Below are 26056 nucleotides of genomic sequence, written 5' to 3'. Positions count from 1 at the left end.
CGACGGGATTTTTTTGTCTATACATATTGTTATATTTTGTTATGCTTATAAGAGGACCCTCTTTTTTTAGGAGACGAAGAATGGCTACAATGATTACCAACGAATGCATCAACTGCGGAGTCTGCGAGCCGGAATGTCCCAATGAGGCCATCAGCGAGGGCGAAGATGTTTATGTGATTGACCCGAATCTTTGCACCGAATGCGTGGGTTTTCACGACGAAGAGCAGTGCGCGGTGGTTTGTCCGGTTGATTGTTGCGTGGCCGATCCGAATAACGAGGAAACCGAGGAAGTTCTTTTGGCCCGCGCGAGAGCCTTTCCGCACGGCACAGATATTCCTCCTGACCCCATTCCTCCGGCACTTTCCCGATTCCGGAAGCAATAAGCCCAATTTCAGCCCTCTCATGCAGAGGGCCTTTTGAATACTTGACGCCGTTTTCTTTTGCGTTATACTTATTATATAAGCCGTAGAAAATAGGCAGGCATACCATAAGACCTATTGAGGCGATTTTGCGGCTTTATTATTAGCCGTATTTATTTGTGTCAGATGGCCATCACCAGAGCAAAAAAAGAAGAAATAATAAAGGATTTGCATCAAAAAGCCGAGAAATCAAAAATGGCCGTTTTTCTTAATTTTCATGATTTGGCGGCAAGCGATATGACGCGTTTGCGAAAAGAATTTCTGGGCGCCGGAGCGGACTTGAAAGTCGCTAAAAAAACCCTGCTGAAACGGGTTTTGGGAGCTTTTGGCTATGCCGGAGAACTGCCGGCTTTGGATGGCGAAGCGGCGGTTGCCTTTATTTATGAGGAGTCGCCCGAGGTTGCCAAAATAGTCAGGAATTTTTCCAAAAGCCATAAAGGATTAAAGATTTTAGGCGGAATTTTTGGCGGGAAATATGTTTTGGCCGATTTTATTGAACGGTTGGCAACTCTTCCGTCACGGGAAGCGCTTATAGCGCAAACCGTATATCTTATCGGTTATCCGCTTCGCGGCTTGGTTGGAGGTGCTGGCGGTCCAATTAGAAATTTGGTCGGAATTATTAATCAATTAGCAAATAAAAAATAATATGTCATTAGCACCAAATTTAGGAGAAGAAAATAAAAATGTTGAAGTGCCGGAAAAATTCAAGAACTTGGTTGCGAGTATTGAAACAATGAGCGTTATGGATTTAGCCGAATTGGTTAAAGTCCTGGAAGATAAATTCGGAGTGTCAGCCGCCGTTATGGCGCCGGCCGCAGCTTCCGGAGCAGTCGCGGGAGCCGAAGCCGCAGCCGCTGAAAAAACCTCATTTACGGTAGAATTAAAAGATGCGGGCGCGCAGAAAATTCAGGTGATTAAAGTCGTGCGCGAAGCGCTTGGTTTGGGCCTGAAAGAGGCCAAGGACTTGGTTGACGCGGCCCCGAAAGTGGTTAAGGAAAATATAAAGAAAGAAGAAGCCGAAGAGCTCAAAAAGAAATTTGAGGAGGCCGGCGCAAAGGTTGAACTTAAATAATCGATACCAATATACGAATTGATTCTAATTATACGAATCTATTGGTATAATTAGTATGCATTAGTAGATTTGCATCGCGTAAAATTATGGATATTTTAGCCGAACTGTTCTCCTCGCAGGCGTTAGTTAAAATAATGCGTTTGTTTTTAATGAACGCCGAAGAGGTACTTGAGTCGCGCGACATAAGCCGGAGAACTAAACTTAATATACGAAAAGCAAATTATGAAATCGGCCTTTTGAGAAAAATCGGTTTCATCAAGCCGTCAACGAAAGAAATAGAAATTGAATTCAAAAATAAAAAACCCAAGCATAAAAAAGTAAGGGGCTGGATTTTGGACCAGGATTTCGCGCTCCTGCATCAGCTTCGCGGCTTGATTCTCAATTCCGCTCCGATAGGCAAAGATGTCTTGCTTAAAAAATTTAAGGCGCTCGGCTCAAAACTAAAATTGGTGGTGCTCTCGGGGATATTTCTGGACAATGATTCGTCGCGCCTGGATGTTTTGGTGATAGGGGATTCAATAAGCCGCGCCAAGCTTGAGAGTATTTTGAGTTCGATTGAATCGGTTATCGGCAAAGAACTCAAATACGCCCTTTTTTCAGCGGACGAGTTTAAATATCGGATGGGCATGTACGACCATTTTTTGCGCGAGATTTTTGACCATCCGCACGAGAAACTCCTTGATAAGTTGAATGTTTAAAACTAGCCGACACTTAGTGTCGGCTAGTTTTTGGGCGGTTGGTTTAATGGTAAAACGCTGCATTCACATTGCAGAGAGCGCAGGTTCGATTCCTGCACCGCCCAATTTTGAAATAACGGCTTTTGCCGTTATTTCTTTTGAGGCAGGAATCGAACCTTTGAGGTGGGGTCGGGAGGAAGCGTAAGCGTCCTTGCGTGTAGGAAAACAGCCCCGCAACTGCGGGGCGCTAGAAACCGAGGGTTTCTAGGGAGCGCGAGCGAATCCTTTGAGGTGAGCGAGTCGCGACTGGTTCGATCCCAGCATCGCGCACTTGACCCCCACGACCTATCGAGCTTTTAATTAATTTCATGAGTTATGTTTATATAATAAAAAGTTTGAAGGACAATTCCCAAAGCCTTAAAGCTCGATAGGTGTGGGGGTTGACTTTTCTATAGTTATACTATATAATGTAGGAGTATTTTGCAATATTGACATATCAACGGGATCTTCTTTGGATAAGGATTCTGCCGCAACATCAAACCAACCGAAGGGAGGAAATATGAAGCTTTTGACACTTTGGCTGATTGACAAAAACATCCCCCTCTCGTTGTGGCGAAAAAAGGAGGAGGATTTTTCAGGGAGTGATTCGTGCGGTGTAGTTTTTGAAGGTTGGAACGCGGGGAAAGAGTTAAAAAATGTGGTCGCGATTATCGTCAATTCGATGTCGCATCACGCCGCGGTTGAGCTCGTTGCTCGAGAATGGGATTCTTTTCCATCCATTCTGCGTATGAGGCTCACTCAGGAGCTGAATGCGGCGAATGGTACCCGATCGGGCAACAAGACCAAAGGGATTCTTCGTCTCAACGAAAAGTTGGGAGGCAGGGTCCTTTCTAAGGTTGACGACAGGTTAACCGACAGAGATTTGCGAGTTATCGACGGACGGATAATTTCGCGTCAACGGCCAGTGAATCCGGCAGTTGCAGGGGCAATGCGGGCTCACGGCGCTTTTACATTGCCGTCGGACTTCGATAAGATGTCCCCGGCTGCAAAGCGCAAAATCCGGAAGCAGCAAGCCGAAGACCGTCGGCGCGACCGGCCGGGAAAAAAGAAATAGAGGTTATCCGGGCGGTCCAAAAATCACAATCAAACTAAAAGGAGGAAGGGCAATGAGTCTGAACCAGGTGTTCGCGGCGACACCGAAGCCGGTGGTCGCCGAGTGCGAAGGTTGCGGGGAGCAGGAGGGCGGTTTCTGCAAACGCTACTCCGACCCCGGCGCGCTGTGGGCTTTGGGTTCTTGTCCGATGCATAGCGGTTTGTTGGCACAGGCAAGAGAGCGGGCTGCTGCAAAGCAAGTGGGGCGGAAGGTGAACCCCATTAAGGCCTCAAAGCGCGCTGCTGGAAAGAAGTAGGCGCGTGGTTCGTCACGGAAAGGAGAAAAGCCGCATGAAAAAGAGGTGTGCCCTCTGTGGGCATTTCGTCGGCGGAGGAGGAGATCGTCATGCCGCTGGCAGTTGCCCACCAATCAAGAGGGGCAAAGGCAGCGAGCGCGCGCGGCACAGGCGCGCGCTGAAGAGGAAGGCGAAGCAAGCAACCTCCTCTCCAAAACGGGGAGTGACAGTTGCTGGAATAAAAAAAAAGAAGCACAAAGGGAAGTGAAAATTGCCCCGTCGTTTCGCTAGCCAGCGGAACGACGGGTTTTTTATTTGACACAAGTCAGACTTGTGTAAATTGAGGTTCACAAGTTATCCACACTTTATTAAGACAGGAGAAAATCGCCTTAAAATATGGTATAATATACGCGTACCCGAAAAAATAAGGGTTTCAAAGTAGAATTTTCGCTTTAAAACCGAAAAAGGTCGAAATTCTTCGGTTTTAAAGCTGTTTTATAAGCTAAATTAAGGTTTAACCTTAAATATAAATAATTAAACTTTATGTTGTTACAGACTTGGGGTGATGTTCTTTTGTCGTCATTCCAGCAATTATGGGTGGGAGTTGTGGCTTTTGTGCCGCAATTAGTTATAGCGCTTGTCATTTTCATCATAGGCTGGGTGATAGCCGCCGCTCTTGAAGGCGTCGTTATCCAGATTTTCCGAGCGTTGAAAATTGATCGCGCTCTTCAGGGCCTGGGAGTTGAAGACCCGCTTTCCAGAGCTGGGTTCAGGCTTGATTCCGGAAAATTCGTTGGCGTGCTCGTGAAGTGGTTTTTCATACTGGTATTCTTGGTTGCCGCCGTTGATGTTCTGGGTTTGAGAGAAGTTAATGTATTCTTGGCTCAAATTGTTTTGGTCTATTTGCCGAATGTGATAGTTGCCGCGATTATTTTGGTTGTGGCGGCCGTTATCGCGGATGTGGTCAGAAAATTTGTCGCCGGTTCGGCAAAAGCGGCTCATCTGCCTTCCGCTGGATTTTTGGGCGGAGTTGCAAAGTGGGCTATCTGGATTTTTGCCATTCTAGCGGCGCTCTATCAATTGGGCATCGCCGGAGTTTTTGTTCAGACATTCTTTACCGGATTTATCGCCGCTTTGGCCTTGGCTGTTGGTTTGGCTTTCGGTCTCGGAGGAAAGGAAGCCGCCGCAAGGTTTATAGAGCGTCTTCGCTCGGATATTTCCAACAACTAGAGTATATTGTTTAGTGGAAAGAAAATCCCCGCGGTCGCGGGGATTTTCTTTTGTTCGTGAACCACTTGACACGCTTTTTGCGGGGTATATAATGGAAATACAAATGTTAAACCAGTTAATATATCCACAAAAAGAAGGCGGAGGGGGAATGTAGCGTCAAATTTTGCCGTATTTGCAGAACCCGCCTTCAAGAGGCGGTTTTACGTTTGTGCGCAAGAACTTTGACAATTTATGAAAGGGTCACCCTCACACCTACTTTGGCATTGTGTTTTTGTTGCATCACAAGTATCAGTCGGCGGAATGAATGTTTCGTTGGCTGTCGCGGATACGTGACAAGAATAACGAAAACATGACATAACGATGCCAAAGTAGGTGTGAGGGAAAATAAGTCTAAAAATCCCGTTTTCTTTGTAAGTGGTACAAAGAATGGCGGGATAAATATCAAAACACCGGGACAGAACATAAGGGCGTATGGTGGATGCCTTGGTTTGAAACGACGATGAAGGACGTGGCGTGCCTGCGATAAGCCTCGGGGAGGTGGCGAGCAACCTTTGAACCGGGGATGTCCGAATGGGGAAACCCAATTTGGCAAAACCAAATTACTCCGATTTTAATCGGAGAGTGCACCCAGGGAAGTAAAACATTTCAGTACCTGGAGGAAAAGAAAACAACACATATCTCACTTACGTTCGATATGCAATTTCTAATTATCTAATGTCTAATTTCTAATTATTTTAGGAATTAGAAATTAGGAATTAGTCATTACATCGAGCGCAAGCGAGATGTGCAAATTCCCCTAGTAGCGGCGAGCGAAAAGGGAACAGCCCAAACTTAACTAGTGAACTAGTTTACTAGTCAACTAGTTAGGGGTTGTAAGTACGGTTCGTTTGGGAGCAATCCCAAGGAGAGTTAATAAAATTAAGACTTCGTTAGGAAAATCGGCTGGAAAGCCGGGCCATAGTGGGTAATAGCCCCGTATTCAAAAACGGTCTTATGCTCTCTGAATCGTTACCCTTCGATTAAACTCAGGGTGTTATATCCTGAGCGAAGTCGAAGGATTACTTGAGTACCTCGACGCATGAATGGGTCGGGGGAATCCGGGAGAACTAACTCCCAAGGCTAAATACGTTTCAAGACCGATAGTGAACTAGTACCGTGAGGGAAAGGTGAAAAGCAGCCCGTTGAGGGCGGTGAAATAGTACCTGAAACCATATGCTTACAAGGAATCGGAGCCCCCACACCTACTTTGGCATTGTGTTTTTGTTGCATCACAAACGTAAGTCAGCGGAATGAATGTTTCGTTGGCTGTAGTGGATATGTGACAAGAATAACGAAAACACGATGCAACGATGCCAAAGTAGGTGTGAGGGTGACGGTGTGCCTATTGAAGAATGAGCCAACGAGTTAATTCGTATCGCTTGACTAAGTCCTACGGGACGCAATCAAAGGGAAACCAAGTGTTAATAGCGCGTTGCATTTCAGCTTTTAGCTTTTAGCTTACAGTTTTTAGGGGGCAACTTCTATCAGCTGACAGCTAACAGCTATAAGCTAGTTTGCAGGTAGTACGAATTAGACCCGAAGCCGGGTGAGCTTGCCATGACCAGGGTGAACTCCGTCGAAAGATGGAGGGAGGCCCGAACTGGTTGATCGTTCAACGTCATCGGATGAGTTGTGGCAAGGAGTGAAAAGCTAATCGAACTCGGTAATAGCTGGTTCTCTCCGAAATAGCTTTTGGGCTAGCGTCTTAAATTACTTCTGGGGGTAGAGCTACTGGAAGGTGCGAACAGGGGGAAACCTCGTCTCACCTACCAAACTCCGAATACCAGAAGCGTATTGAGGCAGTTAGACCGTGGGGGCTAAGCTCCACTGGTCAAAAGGGAAACAGCCCTAACCCACATCTAAGGTCCCTAAATCTTTGCTAAGTGCAAGTAAGGTGGTGAGGTTTCTCAGATAGCGAGGAGGTTGGCTTAGAAGCAGCCATCCTTTAAAGAGTGCGTAACAGCTCACTCGTTAAGAGATTTCGCGCCGAAGATAATCGGGGCTAAGCAAAGTACCGAAGATTGGGTCGCCAATGCTTTGCGTTGGCGAGGTAGGAGAGCATTCTCTATGCTGTGAAGGTTATGGCGTGAGCCGGACTGGAGTGTAGAGAAGTGAGAATGTTGGCACAAGTAACCACAAGGCCCGTGAGATCCGGGCCCGCCGAAAACCCAAGGTTTCCTTGGCAATGGTGATCAACCAAGGGTTAGCCGGTCCTAAGGCAATGGCGAAAGCCGCAGCTGATGGACAGCCGGTTAATATTCCGGCGCCCCCTCGCTTTTTGACGGAGTGACGGAGGAAATAAAAGAGAGCGCATTATTGGATTTGCGTTTCTGTGGCAAGAGCTGTTCTCCAGGAAAATCCGGAGAGCGGCCGCAAGGCAAAGTTCATACCGCAGAAGAACTTTCCGCTACGGCGGGAGGGATTTTCTTTAAGAGCCTTCCTAGAAAAACTTCTAAAATCATAAGCGCGGGGACCGTACCGTAAACCGACACAGGTGGGTGGCTCGAGTAGAGCAAGGCGAACGGGTGATTCCTCTCCAAGGAACTCGGCAAAAAAGCACTCGTAAGTTAGCAATAAGAGTTGCCCCGTTCACCCCGCAATTGCGGGGCAAGAGCGGGGCTGCAACAAAAGTACCCCTGGCGACTGTTTACCAAAAACACAGCTCCCTGCGAACTCGTAAGAGGATGTATAGGGGGTGACGCCTGACCAATGCGAGAAGGTTAACGTTGGCGGTCTTGCTAGTTTGCTAGTTTACTAGTTAACTAGTCTGGCTGACCGACCGAAGCCCTCGTCAATGTCCGCGATAACTATAATCGTGTTAAAGTAGCGTAATTCCTTGTCTGGTAAGTTCAGACGTGCACGAAAGGCGCAACGACTGGGGGACTGTCTCGGAGAGGAGCCCGGTGAAAATACAATGCCGGTAAAGATGCCGGCTACCTGCAGTTAGACGAAAAGACCCCGGAAGCTTTACTGTAGCTTGATATTGGGTTTAAGCTTCTGATGCGTAGCATAGTGGGGAGGCTTTGAAGTGTTGTTTTCGGATGACACGGAGCCGCCAGTGAAATACCCATCTTCAGTCGCTTATATTCTAACCTTGAGGGCAAAAACCGCGGGGAACAGTATCTGGCGGGCAGTTTAAGTGGGGCACTTCCCTCCTAAAGAGTAATGGAGGGGTCTATTAAGGTCGGCTAGCTCCGGATGGAAATCGGAGCGATAGGGCAACGCCATAAGCCGGCTTGACTGCGAGGCGGACATGCCGAGCAGGTGCGAAAGCAGAGCGTAGTGATCCGATCGTTGGCATTAGATGCCGCGAAAGCTCAACGGATAAAAGCTACTCCGGGGATAACAGGCTAGTACCGCCCGAGCGTCCACAGCGACGGCGGTGTTCGGCACCTCGATGTCGGCTCATCTTATCCTGGCGGTGAAGAAGCTGCCAAGGGTTCGGCTGTTCGCCGATTAAAAAGATACGCGAGCTGGGTTCAAACCGTCAAAGAGAACCTTAAAACATTGAGAACACACGGCGGCTTTCCCGCGCGAGCGGGATCGAAAAACCGACTCATATCGGTGAAGTCCTAGTTATACACATTGAATAACAACCTGTCGTATGCTAGGATAATACCGAGGGAAGTCGTATATGCTTAAACATCTTTCAACGACCGAAAAAGCTTACATCGCCGGATTTTTAGATGGCGATGGAAGTGTTTACGTGCGCGCGAAACCGAATCCAACTTATCGTTACGGATTCCAAATCGCGCCATACGTTGTATTTTTTCAGTCAGCAAAAGATCGTAAAAATTTTGAACGAGTATATTCTCTGATAAATTACGGTATAGTAAGGAATCGCAAAGATGGAATAATCGAATATACCATAAACAAGGTTGATGATATAAAAGATTTTCTTGCCAGCGTTAGGCCATATGTAAGACTTAAAAAAGAGCAGTTGGAATTAATGCTGGACATTTTGCGAGTTAAAAAAGACGTGAAAAATGATAGCGATTTTTCACGACTACTGAAACTTGTTGATAGATATAGAGAGTTAAATTACTCAAAAAAAAGAATTAAGCGTGTACTGACCCCGTAGAGACTTGGCTCGGTTGAGCCAGATTCGCCAAATTGGCGGATAACACGTCGGTCCCCCGCAGTTGCGGGGTGATGGTATAGTCCAAACAATTAGTAATAGTTGAGTATTGCGTGAGACAGGTTGGTCTCCTATCTACTGCAGGCGTTGATTCTTGAGGAGAGTCGTTCCTAGTACGAGAGGACCGGAACGAACGAACCTCTGGTCTACCAGCTGTTCCGCCAGGAGCACCGCTGGGTAGCTATGTTCGGAACGGATAAGCGCTGAAAGCATCTAAGCGCGAAGCCGACTCCAAGATTAGGAATCGTTGAGGCCCGTGCGAGATTAGCACGTATATAGGCTCTAGGTGTAAGCGCGGCAACGCGTTCAGCCGAGGAGTACTAAATGGCCAAGTTCTGTCCCGATGTTTTGATACTTATAGATTTATTTGACCTAAAAAGTGGCTAAAGTTTGAGTTTTCCAAGTTGGTGACTTGACGCGATGGAACTACCCTTTTCCATTCCGAACAAGGTCGTAAAACGTCGTAGTGCCGATGGTACTCGCAAGGGGAGAGTAGGCAGTCGCCAACTTGAAGAACTTAAGCTGCCAGCCTGTCCCGTCGTATGGCGGGATTTACACGCGCGATTTAAAGACCAGTCTTACCATAGACTGAAGAAAGGCTTAAACTGCTGCCGTAGTTATATTTTCCGTGGATTTAGTTGTTTTCAGGCTGTCCTCAGTGGACAGCTTTTTACTATAAAACTAATTTTTACTATAAAACTAACAAAAAATATGATTAGATTTTTAGTAACTCACCACACTTTTCACGATCGTAGAAAACGTGGTGAAAGATTAGATTTCTTTTATCAAAAACATTTTTACGCAAGAAGTAATTTTATAAAATCTTATTGCTTCTTCTGTTTCTTTGTATGTGTCATAAGGACATACCCAAACGCTTTTTTGAAATTGTGTGTAGCCTAAATCTGCCAGGTTGACGCGAAAACCGTCTCTTGCCAACCTGTTTTTTTCCGAAATATCAAAAACAACCATAATCCAAAGCCCATCTTTTCTTCTGCGCCTTTTTTGAAATTTTCTTTTTGCGCGAATAGCTTTTGTGATTCCTTTTGGGGTTAAAATAAATCCCCTTGTCGCCTCAAGAGCTTTTATGTTTATATATCCTTTTTCTCCAAGATAGCGAATAAATTCCGCAAAGCTTCTTCTGGCTTTTTCTTTTTGGTACTCGAGTCTTAGTCGTCTTGTATCAGGGTAAACGGCTTCGGACATAGTTCTTGGTCCGACAAAATCGACAACATCTTCGGTCGTTTCTATAAGGTCATATATTTTCCATAAAAATTTGTCGGTCACAGGGATTTTCATTATAAAACCATTCTACCACACTTCTTACGATCGTAAGAAGTGTGGTGTGGCGAAACATCGTAGTGCCGACTGTGCCCCGCACCGACGCGAAACGTCTGGTGTCGGGGTGATACCCCTTTGGGGGGAAAGCAGCTAATCGCCAGCTCACAGGATTCAATTTTAGTGCGGGATAGGCAGCCGCCGATACAGAGTGTCTTGGGCGGTTCTACGGGCAGTTTTAAGGGTAAAATTTGCGCTTGGCTGCTATTGACAAAATACTAAAATAGGAGTATAATTAGAGTTGGAAAATGAGGGGTTTTTGAAGGCCAAGAACCCAAGCAGAATCTTGACTCAGGAGGAAGAAAGATGAAGAAGGCGTTTTTGGTGATGTTTCTCATCGGATTGGTGTTCTCCTTTTTGGCCTCGGTCGCGACCAAGACCTTCGGAGAGACCGTGGCCTTGGACAAAAATCTCCCCGTGACAGCTGTCATATTTGAGAGATTGTCTATCACGGCGTACGGGGAGTATGTGGATGCGTGGGCCCTCCGCGATTTTTACAAGAAGCTTGCGAAACTGGGCGTCACCTCCGGAGACATCTCTTTTGAAAGAAGGACAACTCTTCTTTCAAGGGGTCCGATGGAGAATAAGCTCTTTAACTACTATGCTTCGGGATGGATCATCCTGAAGCATAGGGGCCGGGTTTCCGTAAGCGCGGCCGCGGGCGCCATCAACGATGAAGTGGCGGCTCTCAATAATGCCATCTACGAGGTCATCAGGATGGTGGAGGGCGCGCAGTAGAAACGACTCTCCAAAAAGGAGAGGAGCCGTCGCGGCAACGCGGCGGCTTTTTCATTTTCTTATTTTACGCTATTTTTACGCGGCGCGGTTGTGTTTTATCCGAGAGGCATTACTATGGAATTATATAATTTGACGGCGTTAATTTAATTTTAATATGGAAAAAATATCCCTAACTCATATAGAAGAAGCAGAGGAGAATAAAGACGAAGAATTATTGTCGGTATTTAAAGAAATTATGTCTAAAGAAGATTTGTCTTTTACGGAAAAAGCCGAGGCGGCTCATAATCTTGTTTTGGGCATAGAGGTTCCGATATCTGCTACGGTAATGTTGCAAATTGTAAATGAGTTGTCAGATGACGTGGACGCTGAAGATGTGGAAGAAATAGAAAGCAGAAGTCTTGATATATGGGAAGCAGCAAAAAAAGAATCAGATGAGGCGATCGTAATGCGTTTAAGGGCTAAATCTTTTTTCCTGCGTTCTGTTGCCGAACAGGCTGCGGCGAATGAAATGGAAAAAAGATGGCGCAAGGCCGCGGCATAATGCGGCATAATCCGGCTGGGCCGGATTATCCGATTTTAGAAACAGAGGAAGAATCCTTCCCGATTAACTTGACTTTTTATTTATAAGGTGCTACTATTAGATAGTAGTATTAAGTACCTTTCTAAAGCGCCCTTGGAGCTTCGCTGTTCTTGGAGCAGATGTAAAATCCACAAAAAAAGGAGGTATGACAAAAATGAAAATCATGTCATCTTACAGGGATATATCCCCCGGGGGCATCAGGAATATAAAGATGGGATTTTGGGGTTGTGCCTTAGCCGTCTCGATAGTTTTTCTGGCCATTCTGTCTTTGGCAGGAGTGTTGTCGGCAATTTACCTTGTTCCCACTGAGCACAAAATGCTCTTTGCCGTTTTGGCGGGGATCTCGTTCAGCTCCTTTGCCGCCTGCGTATACTTTTACGTATCGTTTTTCTTACGGCGCTAAAAAAAGTTCTGACGCGGACCATCGCGAACCATCCAGCGGCTCTTCATGAGCCGGACAAAGAAAGGAGAGCGTGATGTTCTGACGTAAAAAAACAAAAAAACCGAGAGCGAGTTCGGGAATCCGTCCAATCCGGATTCCCTTTCCACCGAGCGCATCATTTTGGCAAGAGCTTAGCTCTTGTCAGAAGTAATGGCGCGTTGGGTGGAGCTCCGAAGCGCAGGGTTTCGGAGAAAGCAAGTTCTTTAAACCCGTGAGCAGGAGGATGTAAAAAATGACAAAATCGGAATTTCAAAAGCATGATCTTGTCATTGTTGTCAGCGACAACATCGAGGAGGGGATCGTCCGCGGACAAAAGTTTCTGGTTCTTGGAGTCCAAAATCTTCTGCCAGGCCGCCAGATGATTGAAATCGAGATTTTTCCGGGGTATCGCGTCTGTCGCGCGGCGGAGTTTTTTCAGAAGGTGCGAACGTAGGCCTCCGCGCAAATGAGGCTCGGGAATCATAGGCGGTCTTGGCAAATTTTGCCGAGGCCGCCTTTTTCATTTATATTCAATATATATGGCATTAGCTTGGCGGTTTAAAAAACAGCTTTTTTATCTTGGCGTTTTGATTATTATTCCTTTGGCAATAATCATTTATATTGCTTTTCAAGTAACACCCGAAGCGACTTGTTTTGACAATAAAAAAAATCAAGGAGAAGAAAAAGCGGATTGCGGCGGCCCCTGCAAGCCGTGTCTTGAAAATCTCACCCAGCCCGTAGTTTTATGGACCCGCCTTTTTAAATTAGCGGGCGGTTTTTACGAAGTCGCCACACTCATTGAAAATACCCACAATTCGGCCGCCTCCGACAAATTTACTTACCGCATGAAAATTTATGATGGACAAAATATCGTCATTGGCCTTAAAGAGGGCTCCACTTTTATAAATCCGAACGAAAAATTTTTAATATTAGACCCCACATTCGCAACGGGAGAGCGTATTCCGGTGAGGGCTTTGGTTGAAATTGACCCGGTCAAGTGGCGCTTTGCCGAATATTCTCCGACAAACATTATTACGGTTTCCCGTGATTTCTCGCTTTTGCCGCAGCCCCGACTAAGCGCGGTTTTACGCAATAACGATATTTTCGCGATAAAGAATATTCAGATTTCCGCGATTTTATATGATGATGTAGGAAAAGCAATCGGCGCGAGTCTTACCAATGTTGATGAAATAGGGGGTAGTGCCGAAAGAGCCGTTTTTTTCTCCTGGCCCAAAACGGCAATCACCGAGGAGCCCAAAAATATTGAAATACTCGTAAGGCGCTATAACCCGGCCGAAAGGCCGTAGATATTTGACATAAAAGCATAAATAATTTATAATGTTATCAACACATTAAACCCCCTTGACGGGTTTTTGATTCGGGATTAGAATGTGTTTATACTACACTAAGTAAAGGAGCAAGGTTATGAATAAATCCAGCCAAAAATACAAATTCGCAGCAGTGGCCGTTGATGTCATTATTTTCAGCATTGATTCGGAAGAGCTGAAAGTTCTTTTAATTGAGATGAAAAAAAGGCCTTATGTGGGTTTTTGGGCGGCTCCCGGAGGATTAATAAAAGCCGACGAGTCGCTTGATCAGGCGGCCAAACGCCAGCTTTCCGTAAAAGCGGGACTGAAAAACGTTTATTTAGAACAGCTTTACACTTTTGGAGAGGTTAATCGCGACCCTTTTGGCCGGGTAGTTTCAACCGCGTATTTCGCGCTGATACCAAGAATCGGAATCGAGCCCAAAACAAGCAAAGAGTACGGCGATATAAAATGGTTTGGCGTTAAAACCCTTCCTAAACTCGCTTACGACCATAAAAAAATAATCGGTTTTGCTTTGGAGCGCCTAAGATCAAAAATAGGTTACACCAATATAATCTATGGACTTTTGCCGCGAGAATTCACACTAAGCGATCTCCAGAAAGTCTACGAAATTATTCTGGCCAAAAAACTTGATAAGCGAAATTTCCGCAAAAAGGCGTTGTCTATCGGTTTGGTAAAGCCCGTATCTGCCAAAAGAAGGGGAGCACACCGTCCGGCCGCGCTTTACAAGTTTATTAAAAACCGCTACCATGTGATTGAGATCCTTTAAATAATTTTTTTTGCCATGTATTAGTGTATAAAATACAATAACATTGCAGAGAATCCAGGAATTTGATGCCGCTAATCGGCCCTGAACGATTAACAGCATCAGCTTCTTGGGGAAGCTGACGCGTAGGGCACGTTGCCTTATGCGTAAGTTCTTCGAAAATGGCGCAATTTTGCGCCTAAATAAGCCCCGCAAAAGACGCGGGGTAAAAAAGGAGTAAAGACATGCGCGTGCATCTCTTAATCATTGATCCGCAGAAAGATTTTATGGATGACCCCGATTCTTCCTTGCCGGTTCCGGGCGCAAACGCAGATATGAATCGCCTTGCTGAAATGATCCGCCGTATCGGCCATAAGCTTGAAGATATTCACGTTACTCTGGATTCTCACGGTGTCATTGATGTGGGCCATCCCGGATTCTGGGTGAATTCCAGGGGTGAACATCCCGCGCACTATACCATTATTAAGTCGGACGATATCAGAAATGGTATTTGGACGCCCTTCAGTCCTTCTTTGCGAAAACGCATGATTGATTACGCCGAGACCCTTGAAAAAAATCAAGGTAAATATTCTTTGATGGTTTGGCCCGAGCACTGCGAGATCGGAACTCCCGGACACAATGTTCAGAAAGAGCTTGCGGTTGCTCTGGCCGATTGGTCGCGCAGATTCCACGCAAATGTGGACTATGTGGTGAAAGGCACCAATCCGTTTACCGAGCATTACGGCGCCTTGATGGCCGAAGTGCCGGATCCTTCCGATCCCGCAACCGGACTTAACACTGCGCTTCTGGACATTCTTGCTGAAGTTGACGTCGTGGCTATCGCCGGCGAGGCATTTTCTCACTGCGTGAAGTCCACCGTGACTCAGATTGCCGAAAATCTCGGTGAAGAATACGCCAGAAAGTTCCATATTCTGACCGATTGTTCAAGCCCTGTGCCAAAAGTCGGCAATGGGCCCGATTTTCCGGCGATTACAGAGGTATGGCTGAAGGAAATGGAAAAACGCGGAATGGTTTTGACTACTTCCAAGAAATTTTTGGCCTGATCGGCCGGAGGGGAGAGTAAAATGCCTAGACCAAACGACGAAACAATCATTCATAAAATCGGCAAAAGCGGATTTTCTTTCAAGGGAGCCCGCATTGAGAGGTTGGGTGCTACTGAATACACGCTTGTGACCATCGCGGTTGATGAAACCGGGTCCGTGGACGGCTTTCAGAATGATTTACGCAAAATGCTTGAAACGGCGGTAGAGGCCTGCAAGAAATCCCCCCGATCAGACAATCTTTTACTTCGCGTGGTTTATTTCTCTACGAAATATCCGAACGGCGTAAACGAGGTTCATGGCTTTAAGCTTTTATCCGAGATCAACCCCGCCGATTACCCGGAGATTCGTCCCGGCGGATGCACTCCGCTTAATGATGCCGCGTTTTCTTCCCTTGGCGCCATGAATGTTTACGGTAAACAACTTTCAGATGATGAGTTCGGAGTAAACGGCATCATGTTCATCATCACCGATGGAGGAGACAACGATTCTGTCGCCACTATGAAAATGGTTAAGGAAGAAGTCAGAAAAGCGGTTTCCGGAGAAATTCTGGAATCGATCATCAGCGTGCTCGTCGGCATTAACGCGGATGAGTATGCCGGTCTTCTTGCCAGATTCAAGGACGAAGCCGGAATGACTCACTTCATTAATGCCGGAGAAGCGACCAAAGGTAAACTCGCTAAGCTTGCGGAGTTTGTTTCAAGCTCAATATCAAGTCAGAGCCAAGCTCTTGGCACCGGAGGCCCGAGCCAGAATATTTCTCCGACCATATAATTTTGACCCCAAAAACTGAGGGGCGGCCCGAAGTCCTTCGGACCGCCCCGTTTTTCTAAAAGGAGGACACGCCCATGACTGGGTTTTATACCGATCATTATTTCAGCATGGGGCAAGCCCATTTTATCGGAGGTAAACCGTGTCAGGATTATTCTCTTTCCGGAGTTTGCGGTGAAGCAGCGTTTGCCATAGTGTCTGACGGCTGTTCAACCGGCGGGCAAACTGATGTTGGAGCCAGAGTTATAGCGCTTTCAACAGCCGAAGCCATTAAAAGGCATTTGACTTTTGACAGAGAGCCGTTTGATGAGCGGGCGGTAGAAAAGGTAAATCTGTGGCAAAAAGCCGTAATATCCGGCGCGCGCAGTATGCTTGGTCTGGAAGAAAAAGATATGCTTGCCACTTGTTTGCACGCCTGCCTTGCCGCAAACGGGGGCTATGTAAATTTACAGGGCGACGGAGTTCTGGCGATTAAAAATCGCGCCGGGCGTGTCTTTATGTCTAAGTTTGAATGGAGCGATAATATTCCGTTTTATCCCGCGTATGCCGAAAGGGGCCTGGGCGGTTTTGTTGCCGCGCACCGCGGAGACCTGAATTCCATCCGATTGACTGAAGAAATTTATATTTGGGATCAGGGCAATTTCACTTTCGGCGGCGTGAAAAATTTCACGTTGAGCGAGGGCATGCGCGGAATAACGATTTTTTTGGATGCCTCGGATGTGGAAAATAACGCTCTTACAGCTTTATTTTCTGACGGTATCGCGCAGATTGACGGCATGGATTGGAAGAATGCTGTTATTGAATTTCTGGCGTTTAAAAATTTAGCGGGAGAGTTCGCAAAGAGGCGCATGATTCGCGGCATTAAAGATGCCAGAAAAAGAGGCCGGGGGCCGATAGACGACATTGCGTACGCCGTTATCAGGGCAGAAAATTCCGACCGGCAGGCGCAAACATGGCTAGATTCCTGAAAAACATCAAAGTAAAACTTGATGGTCGGGGCGAACTTACGATTCACCCTTCAGGCGATCATGTTGCCACTGGCGGCGAAGGCTCAATTTACAGAGCGCATGGTACTGCCGTGAAGCTGTATTTGGATTCAACAAAGATGTCGCGCGATGATATGGCGGAGAAAATAAAACTTCTTTCCGGTATAAAGCATGAATATATCGTCGCGCCGAAAGGATTAGTTTTTGACGAAAGGGGTAAGGTGGCGGGATTCTATATGGATTTTGTTGAAGGCGAACCTTTTATGCGTCTATTTACCAATGACTTTCGCGCGCGTCAGGGTTTTACGGATAAAGACGCCTCTATTTTAACGGACAGAATGAGGGAGACGATTTCTTTTGCTCATAGTTTTGGGGCGATTCTTGTGGACCCGAATGAGTTAAATTGGAAAGCTGTGCTTGCCCGGAATAGCGGCCCCGAACCAAGAATTATTGATGTTGATTCATGGCAGATTGCTAGATGGCCGGCGCGCGCGATTATGCCCTCCATCAGGGATTGGCATTCAAAGGATTTTAACAAACTGACTGATTGGTTTTCCTGGGGGGTTGTAAGCTTTCAGATTTATACCGGCATACACCCTTACAAAGGTACGCTTGACGGTTTTGAGCGGGGTGATTTGGAGAGGCGGATGAAAGCCAACGCTTCGGTGTTTTCTCCGGGCGTGCGTCTGAATCGCGCGGTGCGCGATTTCTCCGTGATTCCTGGAAAGCTCCTTGACTGGTATGTGGCGACTTTCCAAAACGGTCAAAGGTCGATCCCTCCTTCGCCTTTCGACAAGAGTTTGATGACGGCGCCAGCTGTCCAAGTCAAACACGCGGTTATATCCGGCAGCGGTTTGCTCATCTGCGACAAAATTTTTTCCGATAAAAGTGATAAAGCAATCCGTGTTTTTCCTTGCGGAGTTGTTCTGCTTGAATCTGGTCGTTTGATTGATCTTAATACGAGGCGCGAGATTGGCCTGGTAAAATCAAAGAAATGCGAAGTAGTTGACGCAGGCAGAGGGTGGCTTAAGGCCGATTATGACGGATTTAAGCCGTTATTCTCATTCATTAGCGCCGCTAACTTTGAGGAAACCGAACTTTCAATTCATCTGAATGTGCGAGAAATACTCCGTTATGAAAATAGGATTTTTGCCGTGATAGAAGACGGGCTCTGCGAACTTGTCGTGAGAGGCGCCTTGAAGCCGGTGATGTCCGCCGGGAATACCTGGGGAGCAACGGTAAATTCCATAACCTGGTTTGACGGCGCGGGAATACAAAACGCGATGGGGGCAAGTTTCATCATTGCTCCTTTCGGCGATAACGCTTGCGCTCAAGTACGAGTACGGGAATTAGACGGCCTATGTCCAATATCGGCGAAAGCAGGGCCCAGATTTATATCCATCGTAGCGGTTGATAAAAACGGACAGTATCAAAAAATTGAATTGTCATTTGACAAAACTTACGCAAGCTACCGGGTTTGGCATGGACAGACCGACGACCCGGATATTAACATCGCTATTTTGCCCAAAGGCGTTTGCGCGGCGATAGTCAGAGATGGCGAGCTGGATGTGTTTGTTCCCGCGACCGGAAATGTAAGTCGCGTTCAAGACGGCCAGATTTCAACGGAAATGGCTTTGACCAATATCGGGGACAGAGTTCTCTATATATATGAAGGTGAAATTTGGTCAGCTCGCATGAAGTAGTTTTTATGAAGTTGTTCTTTGAATTAAATTTTAAATCCCCACCTTTTTGGCTTTAAGCCAAAAAGGTGGGGAAAACTTGATCTTTTCTTGACTTTATGTTATTCTTTAAAAGAATTTTTCCCGCCTTTACCCCGCCGACGGCGGGGCGAGATGGGACAAGTAAGAGAATTTTAGCTGACCCCGCCAATGGCGGGACAAGCAAATTTGGCTGCGATTCTCTTGCCTTAATTGAGCCGAGAGGCGAATTGAGGCAAGCGTTCTTTTAAAAAAAATAACACCCTGAAAGGGAGGAACGGCATGACTAAAAAAATCGCGATCTACGGCGGGAGCTTTAACCCTCCGCGCGTTGCCCACCGGCTTATTGTTGAGATGGTGGCGCGCGAGTTTGATGAAGTGATTATCATTCCCTGCGGGCCTAGGCCGGATAAGCCGACCGTCAATGATATTGATCCTGTGCATCGCGCGACTATGGTTGATATGGCTTTTAGCGGTTTACCCAACGTAAGAGTTGAACTTTTTGATCTGGAAATGGGCACGTTTACCCGCACGCATAATCTTGACGCAATGTTTCGCGGCGGCGGAGAAATCTGGCACATTGTCGGCGCCGATTTGATTAAGGGCGGAAACGAGGGCCGGTCTTTTATTCAGCGCGAATGGGAACGGGGGGAAGAAATTTGGCGCGAGCTTAATTTCGCGGTTGTTTACAGACAAGGTATTGAAATGGCTGATCGCGACCTTCCGCCGAGAAGCAGGGTTTTTTACGAAGCATTTACCGGAAGCTCTTCAGAAACCCGGGAAAAAGTTTTCAGACGCGAGTCCGTTGAAGGATTGGTTGACCGTAAAATCAATGATTATATTCTTCGTCACGGTCTTTACCGCGGAGCGCGAATTTCGGGGCGATCCCAGCTGGTCTTAAGCGAGGTTCGTCCGAAAGTTCTTTTTGACGGCCGCAACCCGAAAGCCGAAGAATTTGTTCGGGTTTCGGGTTTAAGAGATTCAAGCCATCCGAATTTGATTACGGTTATCGGAGGCGACGGGTTTATGCTGCATGCCATCCGAAGCCATTGGCGGGAAAGACTTCCGTTTTTCGGGATTAACAAAGGCACTCATGGATTTTTGATGAATGACCCTGAAAGTCCGGCCGTTCGTGAACTTTTGAGCGGCAGTTTAAGCGTTGATTTGGATCAGATGCCTTTGCTTTATGTTGAAATTACGGATGCGGGGGGAATGACGAAACGGGCGTTGGCGTTTAATGATGTCTGGGTTGAAAGGGGGGCGGGGCAAACCGCTTGGATTGAATTGGAAATAGACGGAGTCCGGCGCATCCCTTTGCTTGTGGCTGACGGAATTTTGGCGGCCACTCCCGCCGGCTCCACTGCTTACGCCAAAGCGATGGGCGCTTTGGCGGTTCCGGTTCACGCGCCCGTTTTGACTTTGGTCGGCTCCAATGTGGCGCGTCCCAACTGGAAAGCGACGCAGATTACGCTTGATTCAACCGTTACTTGGAGGACGCTTGATCCGGTCAAAAGACCGCTTAACGGTTTCGTTGACGGCGCGGACCAGGGCCCGGTAATTGAAATGAAAATCCGACGAAGCCGGATTGCCGCAGCCGAACTGGCGACTCCGCCAGACCGAGCCGAAAAAATCATGTCCAGCCAATTCCCCGGATGAAAGGAGGAAAACGGAATGCTCGAGCGCGAACCAATAATCCGGTCTCTTTTGGACACTGATTTTTACAAATTTACGATGGGACAAGTGGTCTATCGTCGTTATCCGGATGTGCCGGTTCGTTACGCTTTGACGAACAGAACAACAGCTATCCAGATCGCGCATTTCGTTCCGGAAAGCGATTTGCGCCGCGAGCTGGATTACGCGCGCGAACTGAAATTCAATAAAACGGAAATCCATTATCTTCGAGGCACCAACGAATATGGCGAGCGAATGTTTAAAGAAGATTATCTTGAATTTTTGTCGGGACTGGAATTGCCGGATTACGATTTGGAGGTAAGAGACGGCCAGTTTTTGCTGGAATTTTCCGGCAAGTGGTCAAGCGCTATTTACTGGGAAACAATAGCGCTTGCGATAGTGAACGAACTTTATTATCGGTCGCTTCTTTCCATGGAAAGCCGTTTCGGGCGGGATTTGGTTTTTGCCGAAGGCCGAAAGCGTTTGGATGGAAAAATAGGTAAACTTTGCGAGTGCCCCAATATAACTTTTTGCGATTTTGGTACGCGCAGGCGTTTTAGTCGCGATTGGCAGGATTACGTCGTTGGCGTTTTGGCTGAAGAAATTCCGCGTCAGATGCTTGGCACATCAAACACGTATTTGGCCATGAAGCACGGACTTTTGCCGATGGGCACTTCGGCTCACGAAATGTATATGGTGATGTCCGGCATTATGGGCGAAAGCGATGAAACGATTCGCGCTTCTCATAGCAAGGTTTTATGGGATTGGTGGGACGAATATGGTTTCGGCCTTTCCATCGCGCTTACCGATACTTACGGGACAGATTTCTTTTTTGGAGATATGACTGCTGAACAGGCGCGGAGTTGGAAAGGTTTGCGCCAGGACTCCGGAGATCCGTTTTTGTTCGGAAGAAAAGCAATTGCTTTTTACGAGAAAATGGGTGTTGATCCGAAAACAAAGATGATAGTTTTTAGCGATGGTTTGGATGTTGATACGATTATTGAATTATATAAAGAATTTAATGGCAGGATTAAAACGACTTTCGGCTGGGGCACAAATTTGACCAACGACCTCGGTTTTAAAGCCCTTTCTCTGGTGGTGAAAACAGTTGAAGCCAGTGGCCAAGGGCTTGTAAAGTTGAGCGACAACATCGCAAAAGCCATTGGAAGGCCGAAAGACGTTGAAAGATTCAAGAAAATTTTCGGCTACGTCTACACGACCTTTGAAGAGTGTAAATATTAATTTCTCGCGGTGGCCCGCTTTCGGGCCGGCCACCGCTCTTTCATAGAGCTTCTTACAAGGGGTAGGCGGCTCTAAGAAGGAAGTTCTTTGTAAACTCAACCAGTAAGGAGGACGGCAATGCCAGAGCCCCTGATTTTTTCTACGCGGGATTCCGAATATTTTGCCAGATTGATTGCCGGAAAAATAGGCATTCCAAAACTCTCTGAAATAGAAAGGAAAACTTTCGGAGGGGGCGAGAGATATTACCGAATTTCCACCGATAGCCGCTCGGGACTCATGGGCCGTGATGTCATTTTTGTCGCAAGCACCAGCACAGACGCCAACTTGCTTGAAGTTTATCGGATCGGATGCGCTTTAGCCGAATACGGCGTAAAGCGCGTCATTTACGCGATTCCGTTTATGGGCTACTCGACGATGGAAAGAGCCGTAAAGCCGGGCGAAGTTGTTACGGCGAAAACCGTCGCAAAACAGCTGTCGGCTATAACCGGCGGCGATAAGCGTAATGTTTTTCTGATGATGGACCTTCATGTTTCCGGTTTTGTGCACTATTTTGAAGGCGATTGCCTGCGTTTTGAATTGTATGCCGAAGAAGTTCTTTTAGACGAGATGGAAAAACTTAATTGGTGCGCCAACCCCCAAGAAACAATTTTCGCTTCGGCCGATCTCGGCCGTCCAGAATGGGTTAAAACATTCGCCAGAAAATTCGGGGCCGGCATGGCCATGATTGATAAAGATCGTTATGGCGAGACCACAAGGGTCGCGGAAGTCATAGGTGATGTTAAGGGCAAGCGCGTGATAATTTATGACGACATGCTAAGAAGCGGAGGCAGTTTGATAAATGCCGCAGCCGCGTATTTGAATCACGGCGCGTCCGACGTTAACGCCGTTATCAGCCATTTGGCCATAAACGACGGCGAGGCCTTCCATAAAATTGTTACGTCGTTTCCGGGGGTGATCCTGACCACCAATTCGCATCCAATGAGCCAAAATCTCGGCTCCAGCTTATCCGATCGGAGAATTGTCGTTGCTGACGTTTCGGGCGTGTTCGCTAAAGCCATTCTAGAGATTCTCGGTTCATGATGGAGAAAATCATGGATGAGATGGAAAAAAGGAAAATTAAAGATTTCCTGGCAGTCGAAAACCACGGATTTCTTCGCGTGGCCGTGGTTATTCCGAGAGTGTACTTGGCAAATCCGTCAAAGAACGCTTGTGGCCATTTTGAAGAGCTGAAAAAAGTATATGAAAGAGGCGCGGCTTACGCGGTCTGTCCCGAACTTGGAATTACCGGTTACAGCTGCGGAGACCTTTTTCTTTCGGACGCTCTTATCCGTTCATCGCTTGCGGCGCTTAAAGAACTTATTATTTTGACGCGGGATTGGAAAATGATGGTTACGGTCGGTTTGCCGCTTACGGTTGACGAAATGCTTTTTAACGCCGCCGTGACTTTTTTGCGCGGAAAAATTCTGGCAGTTACGCCAAAATCATATCCGCCCGAATACCGCGAGTTTTATGAATTGCGCCATTTTGCTCCGGCCCGCGAAGCCAGAAGTAAAATCATAAGCGTGCTGGGCCAAAAAGTTCCGTTCGGTTCGGACATTCTGATTAAATCCGCTAAGCGTCCGGACTTTGTTCTGCATACCGAAATTTGCGAAGACATCTGGGTGCCCGTGCCGCCGTCAAGCATGGCGGCGCTTGCCGGAGCTACGGTTCTGGCCAATCTTTCGGCTTCCAACATAACCGTCGGCAAGTCCGAATATCGTGAAAGTTTGGTTGTCGGTTCGTCGGCCCGGAATCTCGCGGTTCAGCTTTATGCCGCGGCCGGTTTTGGCGAGTCAACAACCGATTTGGGCTGGGACGGCGACGGTTACATTGCCGAAAGGGGAGCGTTGCTCAGAAAATCAGGAAGGTTCAGCGGCATTTCAACTCATATAATCGCCGATGTTGATTTGGATTCTCTTATCTCGGATCGCATGCGCCAGGGTTCTTTCAGGCAAAACGGTTTTGATAATGCCAGGGAGTTTCGTCTTGTTGAGTTCAGCGATTCCATGGGTAATTCGGAGAATATTGATTTTGAACGCGAAATAGATCCGCATCCGTTCGTTCCCGGAAATCCGCAAAAAAGAGACGAGCGTTGCCGTGAGATATTCAATATTCAGGCAACAAGTTTGATGAAGCGTCTTGAAGTTTTGCCGCCGGACCGCAGAAAAATTGTGATTGGCGTATCGGGCGGGCAGGATTCGACGCACGCCTTAAATATCGCGATCCGCGCCATTGATCTGTCAGGTTTGCCTAGAAGCAATATTATCGCGTTGACCATGCCGGGTTTCGGCACGATTGACCGGACTTACCGGAACGCCTGCAAAATGATAAACGCGGCAGGCGCGACTTTCCGTGAAATACCGATAAAAGAACTTGTCGCGCTGTCCTTCAAGAGTATCGGTATTGAAGACGCTGAAAGTTTCGTTTCCGAAGTCGGATCCGCGGTGCGTGACGGACGAAGTGACGCGGATACGCGCAGGAAAAAATCAACGCTTGAAAACATTCAGGCCTGGGCGCGCAAACACATTTTATTTTCAGTTTCGGTCAAAGAGGGCGGATTTGTGCTTGGCACCGGCGATCTTTCCGAGCTTTTCATCGGCTACTGCACGATGTTCGGGGACCACGCCAGCCATTACGGCATAAATGCCGGAGTTCCGAAGACGCTGATTTCATATCTTTTGAGATGGGCGGCCGATACGATTTTCGCGGAAGAATCCGGCTTCAGGGAATCCATTTTGGATGTTTTGGAAACTCCGATTTCACCCGAGCTTCTGCCTCCGGACAAAGGCAAGATTACGCAGAAAACCGAAAGCATTATCGGCCCCTACGAACTTCACGACTTTACCGGATATTATTTCGTACGTTTCGGATTCAGGCCGTCTAAAATAGCGCGAATGGCTTTGTGCGCTTTTGGAGAGAAATACTCGGTGGGCGAGATAAAGAAGTGGCTCAAAGTTTTCTTCTCAAGTTTTTTCAGAAATCAGTTTAAGCGTTCTTGCCTGCCTGACGGTCCAAAGGTCGGTTCAATTGCCATTTCTCCTCGCGGGGATTGGCGGATGCCGTCCGATGCTTCGGCCGAACCGTGGCTTGATGACTTGGATAAAGTTCCCGACACTATCTCTGGTTGATTTCGAGGCCCCGACTTTGCGTCGGGGCATTTTTTATATCCGTTTAGTCGGTGTTATACTGTTGGTGTTGATGCCGGCGAACTTCAAAAAATTGGACTGGGTTCTTTTTTTATCCATTATGCCGCTTTTGGCCGCGGGGCTGATTTCAATGAAGTCCTTTGATTTTTCTCCGCAGGGAGCTGGCGATTATTTTTTTTGGCGTCAGCTCATTTGGATAGGACTGGGACTGATTTTGTTTTTCGGGATAAGCTTCGCGGATTTAAGATGGCTGCGTTTCGCTTTGCCCCTGATTCTTATTTATTTCGCCGTTAATTTAATGCTTGCGGCCCTTTTGATATTTGGACAGGAAACCAAAGGAGCGGTCAGCTGGCTTAAGTTCGGCGCCTTTTCTTTTGAGCCCTCGGAATTGGTTAAAATTATCCTGATTTTGATTTTAGCCAAGTACTTTTCCCGCAGGCATATTGAGATCGCGAATTTTAAGCACATAATAGTTTCGGGATTATACGCTTTTTTGCCGGCAGCGCTGGTTTTTTTACAGCCCGATCTGGGTTCGGCAATAGTAATAAGCGCTTTGTGGTTCGCCATGATAATGGCATCCGGCATTTCAAAAAAGCATTTTTTTATTTTGGTTCTGGCCGCGATTTTGTTGGCGTCTTTGCTTTGGTTTTCTTTTCTTGAACCTTATCAGCGCTCCCGCATTTATTCATTTTTTAATCCTTATCTGGATCCGCTTGGCGCGGGCTATCACACTATTCAAGCCAAAATCGCCATAGGTTCCGGCGGCTTATACGGACGCGGCATAGGTTTCGGGAGCCAATCGCGTTTGGAATTTTTGCCCGAGCATCAGACCGATTTTATTTTTGCCGCCTATGCCGAAGAATGGGGGTTTTTGGGAGTAACGTTTTTATTTATTTTTTTCGCTTTGGTGGTGTGGCGAGTGGCAAGAACGGGCTCTCTTTTAAACGATAATTTTGGCCGGCTCTATGCCGTGGGATTGGGGGCGCTTTTGGTCGCTCAATTTCTTATTCATGTTGGTATGAATATCGGTTTTTTGCCGATAACCGGTTTGCCTCTGCCGTTTGTCAGTTACGGAGGGTCGTCGCTGCTTGTATTTTTTCTGGGACTCGGCATTCTGATGTCTCTAAAAATCAATTCTCCCTTTTCGGCTGGGGAAAGGTAATGGTTATCCACAGGTCAAAAAGGACTTGACATGAATTTTAGGAGGAGTATAATAGACTATTAGGTGCTGAATTGCCCTAGTAATTAAACAAAAAACAATAAAAAACCCTCTTAAATAGGGATAAGAAGGGGTTGTTGTCTTTATTTTATT

At 46.9% G+C, this 26056-nt stretch carries 23 protein-coding genes, 1 tRNA gene and 2 rRNA genes; 24 read left to right on the top strand and 2 right to left on the bottom strand.

Annotated elements, in window-relative coordinates:
* The first annotated feature begins 80 nt into the window (after positions 1–80).
* From HYY55_02150 to rrf, 10 genes are all read left to right on the top strand, one after another.
* Positions 81–383 (top strand): YfhL family 4Fe-4S dicluster ferredoxin, encoded by a 303-nt coding sequence (locus HYY55_02150; GenBank protein QQG46623.1) that lies wholly within the window; start codon positions 81–83, stop codon positions 381–383.
* 162 nt (positions 384–545) lie between these two features.
* Positions 546–1064, top strand: coding sequence for a 50S ribosomal protein L10 (locus HYY55_02145; protein ID QQG46622.1), 519 nt, complete (start codon positions 546–548; stop codon positions 1062–1064).
* 1 nt (position 1065) lies between these two features.
* A complete protein-coding gene (gene rplL / locus HYY55_02140) occupies positions 1066–1491 on the top strand; it encodes a 50S ribosomal protein L7/L12 (GenBank protein QQG46621.1) in 426 nt (141 codons plus the stop codon).
* An 86-nt stretch (positions 1492–1577) separates the two neighbouring features.
* Positions 1578–2189, top strand: coding sequence for a hypothetical protein (locus tag HYY55_02135; protein ID QQG46620.1), 612 nt, complete (start codon positions 1578–1580; stop codon positions 2187–2189).
* Between the two features lie 32 nt (positions 2190–2221).
* A tRNA-Val gene (locus tag HYY55_02130) sits at positions 2222–2293 on the top strand.
* 434 nt (positions 2294–2727) lie between these two features.
* On the top strand, positions 2728–3282 hold the full coding sequence (locus HYY55_02125) for a hypothetical protein (protein ID QQG46619.1): 555 nt from the start codon (positions 2728–2730) through the stop codon (positions 3280–3282).
* A gap of 52 nt (positions 3283–3334) precedes the next feature.
* Positions 3335–3577, top strand: coding sequence for a PxxKW family cysteine-rich protein (locus HYY55_02120; protein QQG46618.1), 243 nt, complete (start codon positions 3335–3337; stop codon positions 3575–3577).
* 522 nt (positions 3578–4099) lie between these two features.
* Positions 4100–4786 carry a hypothetical protein gene (locus tag HYY55_02115; GenBank protein ID QQG46617.1) on the top strand — a complete coding sequence of 229 codons (687 nt, stop codon included), beginning with the start codon at positions 4100–4102 and terminating at the stop codon, positions 4784–4786.
* A 451-nt stretch (positions 4787–5237) separates the two neighbouring features.
* Positions 5238–9307: ribosomal RNA gene (locus HYY55_02110) — 23S ribosomal RNA — on the top strand.
* A gap of 59 nt (positions 9308–9366) precedes the next feature.
* Positions 9367–9472, top strand: a 5S ribosomal RNA gene (rrf, locus tag HYY55_02105).
* A gap of 262 nt (positions 9473–9734) precedes the next feature.
* Here rrf and HYY55_02100 read toward each other — a convergent pair.
* Positions 9735–10259: a hypothetical protein gene (locus HYY55_02100; GenBank protein QQG46616.1), complete on the bottom strand. Its 525-nt coding sequence runs from the start codon at positions 10257–10259 to the stop codon at positions 9735–9737.
* A 366-nt stretch (positions 10260–10625) separates the two neighbouring features.
* Between HYY55_02100 and HYY55_02095 the strand changes: the two genes are divergently transcribed.
* Together HYY55_02095 and HYY55_02090 are read left to right on the top strand one after the other, a co-directional pair.
* On the top strand, positions 10626–11036 hold the full coding sequence (locus HYY55_02095) for a hypothetical protein (GenBank protein QQG46615.1): 411 nt from the start codon (positions 10626–10628) through the stop codon (positions 11034–11036).
* A 154-nt stretch (positions 11037–11190) separates the two neighbouring features.
* On the top strand, positions 11191–11577 hold the full coding sequence (locus HYY55_02090; protein ID QQG46614.1) for a hypothetical protein: 387 nt from the start codon (positions 11191–11193) through the stop codon (positions 11575–11577).
* Positions 11578–12015: 438 nt separating this feature from the next.
* Here HYY55_02090 and HYY55_02085 read toward each other — a convergent pair whose 3' ends face one another.
* A complete protein-coding gene (locus HYY55_02085; protein QQG46613.1) occupies positions 12016–12177 on the bottom strand; it encodes a hypothetical protein in 162 nt (53 codons plus the stop codon).
* A 113-nt stretch (positions 12178–12290) separates the two neighbouring features.
* Between HYY55_02085 and HYY55_02080 the strand changes: the two genes are divergently transcribed.
* From HYY55_02080 to rodA, 12 genes are all read left to right on the top strand, one after another.
* Positions 12291–12491 (top strand): hypothetical protein, encoded by a 201-nt coding sequence (locus HYY55_02080; protein ID QQG46612.1) that lies wholly within the window; start codon positions 12291–12293, stop codon positions 12489–12491.
* An 85-nt stretch (positions 12492–12576) separates the two neighbouring features.
* The gene (locus HYY55_02075) at positions 12577–13344 is read left to right on the top strand and encodes a hypothetical protein (GenBank protein QQG46611.1); all 768 of its coding nucleotides are present in this window, start codon (positions 12577–12579) and stop codon (positions 13342–13344) included.
* A 118-nt stretch (positions 13345–13462) separates the two neighbouring features.
* Complete coding sequence (locus HYY55_02070; GenBank protein ID QQG46610.1) at positions 13463–14134, top strand: NUDIX hydrolase; 672 nt, start codon at positions 13463–13465, stop codon at positions 14132–14134.
* A 221-nt stretch (positions 14135–14355) separates the two neighbouring features.
* Positions 14356–15174 (top strand): isochorismatase family protein, encoded by an 819-nt coding sequence (locus HYY55_02065; protein QQG46609.1) that lies wholly within the window; start codon positions 14356–14358, stop codon positions 15172–15174.
* Between the two features lie 21 nt (positions 15175–15195).
* Positions 15196–15945, top strand: coding sequence for a VWA domain-containing protein (locus tag HYY55_02060; protein QQG46608.1), 750 nt, complete (start codon positions 15196–15198; stop codon positions 15943–15945).
* 74 nt (positions 15946–16019) lie between these two features.
* Positions 16020–16910, top strand: a complete 891-nt coding sequence (locus HYY55_02055; GenBank protein QQG46607.1) for a protein phosphatase 2C domain-containing protein — start codon at positions 16020–16022, stop codon at positions 16908–16910.
* Positions 16895–18631 carry a hypothetical protein gene (locus tag HYY55_02050; GenBank protein QQG46606.1) on the top strand — a complete coding sequence of 579 codons (1737 nt, stop codon included), beginning with the start codon at positions 16895–16897 and terminating at the stop codon, positions 18629–18631. Before HYY55_02055 ends, HYY55_02050 begins: the two co-directional genes overlap by 16 nt.
* A gap of 297 nt (positions 18632–18928) precedes the next feature.
* Positions 18929–20302 (top strand): NAD(+)/NADH kinase, encoded by a 1374-nt coding sequence (locus HYY55_02045; protein QQG46605.1) that lies wholly within the window; start codon positions 18929–18931, stop codon positions 20300–20302.
* A 15-nt stretch (positions 20303–20317) separates the two neighbouring features.
* The gene (gene pncB / locus HYY55_02040; protein ID QQG46604.1) at positions 20318–21559 is read left to right on the top strand and encodes a nicotinate phosphoribosyltransferase; all 1242 of its coding nucleotides are present in this window, start codon (positions 20318–20320) and stop codon (positions 21557–21559) included.
* 117 nt (positions 21560–21676) lie between these two features.
* Entirely contained in the window at positions 21677–22639 is a 963-nt protein-coding gene (locus tag HYY55_02035) for a ribose-phosphate pyrophosphokinase (GenBank protein ID QQG46603.1), read from the top strand.
* Positions 22640–22650: 11 nt separating this feature from the next.
* Positions 22651–24726, top strand: coding sequence for an NAD(+) synthase (locus tag HYY55_02030; protein ID QQG46602.1), 2076 nt, complete (start codon positions 22651–22653; stop codon positions 24724–24726).
* A 70-nt stretch (positions 24727–24796) separates the two neighbouring features.
* Complete coding sequence (gene rodA / locus HYY55_02025) at positions 24797–25906, top strand: rod shape-determining protein RodA (protein QQG46644.1); 1110 nt, start codon at positions 24797–24799, stop codon at positions 25904–25906.
* Positions 25907–26056: the final 150 nt, after the last annotated feature.

It is taken from the genome of Candidatus Niyogibacteria bacterium, assembly GCA_016432485.1.
Classification (GTDB): Bacteria; Patescibacteriota; Minisyncoccia; order HO2-45-28; family HO2-45-28; genus HO2-45-28.
This window is presented reverse-complemented; position numbering and strand designations above follow the sequence as displayed.

Coding starts and splice junctions, on each gene's coding strand:
- HYY55_02150 (QQG46623.1), top strand. CDS start 81: ATGGCTACAATGATTACCAACGAATGCATCAACTGCGGAGTCTGCGAG.
- HYY55_02145 (QQG46622.1), top strand. CDS start 546: ATGGCCATCACCAGAGCAAAAAAAGAAGAAATAATAAAGGATTTGCAT.
- rplL (QQG46621.1), top strand. CDS start 1,066: ATGTCATTAGCACCAAATTTAGGAGAAGAAAATAAAAATGTTGAAGTG.
- HYY55_02135 (QQG46620.1), top strand. CDS start 1,578: ATGGATATTTTAGCCGAACTGTTCTCCTCGCAGGCGTTAGTTAAAATA.
- HYY55_02125 (QQG46619.1), top strand. CDS start 2,728: ATGAAGCTTTTGACACTTTGGCTGATTGACAAAAACATCCCCCTCTCG.
- HYY55_02120 (QQG46618.1), top strand. CDS start 3,335: ATGAGTCTGAACCAGGTGTTCGCGGCGACACCGAAGCCGGTGGTCGCC.
- HYY55_02115 (QQG46617.1), top strand. CDS start 4,100: ATGTTGTTACAGACTTGGGGTGATGTTCTTTTGTCGTCATTCCAGCAA.
- HYY55_02100 (QQG46616.1), bottom strand. CDS start 10,259: ATGAAAATCCCTGTGACCGACAAATTTTTATGGAAAATATATGACCTT.
- HYY55_02095 (QQG46615.1), top strand. CDS start 10,626: ATGTTTCTCATCGGATTGGTGTTCTCCTTTTTGGCCTCGGTCGCGACC.
- HYY55_02090 (QQG46614.1), top strand. CDS start 11,191: ATGGAAAAAATATCCCTAACTCATATAGAAGAAGCAGAGGAGAATAAA.
- HYY55_02085 (QQG46613.1), bottom strand. CDS start 12,177: ATGATGCGCTCGGTGGAAAGGGAATCCGGATTGGACGGATTCCCGAAC.
- HYY55_02080 (QQG46612.1), top strand. CDS start 12,291: ATGACAAAATCGGAATTTCAAAAGCATGATCTTGTCATTGTTGTCAGC.
- HYY55_02075 (QQG46611.1), top strand. CDS start 12,577: ATGGCATTAGCTTGGCGGTTTAAAAAACAGCTTTTTTATCTTGGCGTT.
- HYY55_02070 (QQG46610.1), top strand. CDS start 13,463: ATGAATAAATCCAGCCAAAAATACAAATTCGCAGCAGTGGCCGTTGAT.
- HYY55_02065 (QQG46609.1), top strand. CDS start 14,356: ATGCGCGTGCATCTCTTAATCATTGATCCGCAGAAAGATTTTATGGAT.
- HYY55_02060 (QQG46608.1), top strand. CDS start 15,196: ATGCCTAGACCAAACGACGAAACAATCATTCATAAAATCGGCAAAAGC.
- HYY55_02055 (QQG46607.1), top strand. CDS start 16,020: ATGACTGGGTTTTATACCGATCATTATTTCAGCATGGGGCAAGCCCAT.
- HYY55_02050 (QQG46606.1), top strand. CDS start 16,895: ATGGCTAGATTCCTGAAAAACATCAAAGTAAAACTTGATGGTCGGGGC.
- HYY55_02045 (QQG46605.1), top strand. CDS start 18,929: ATGACTAAAAAAATCGCGATCTACGGCGGGAGCTTTAACCCTCCGCGC.
- pncB (QQG46604.1), top strand. CDS start 20,318: ATGCTCGAGCGCGAACCAATAATCCGGTCTCTTTTGGACACTGATTTT.
- HYY55_02035 (QQG46603.1), top strand. CDS start 21,677: ATGCCAGAGCCCCTGATTTTTTCTACGCGGGATTCCGAATATTTTGCC.
- HYY55_02030 (QQG46602.1), top strand. CDS start 22,651: ATGGATGAGATGGAAAAAAGGAAAATTAAAGATTTCCTGGCAGTCGAA.
- rodA (QQG46644.1), top strand. CDS start 24,797: ATGCCGGCGAACTTCAAAAAATTGGACTGGGTTCTTTTTTTATCCATT.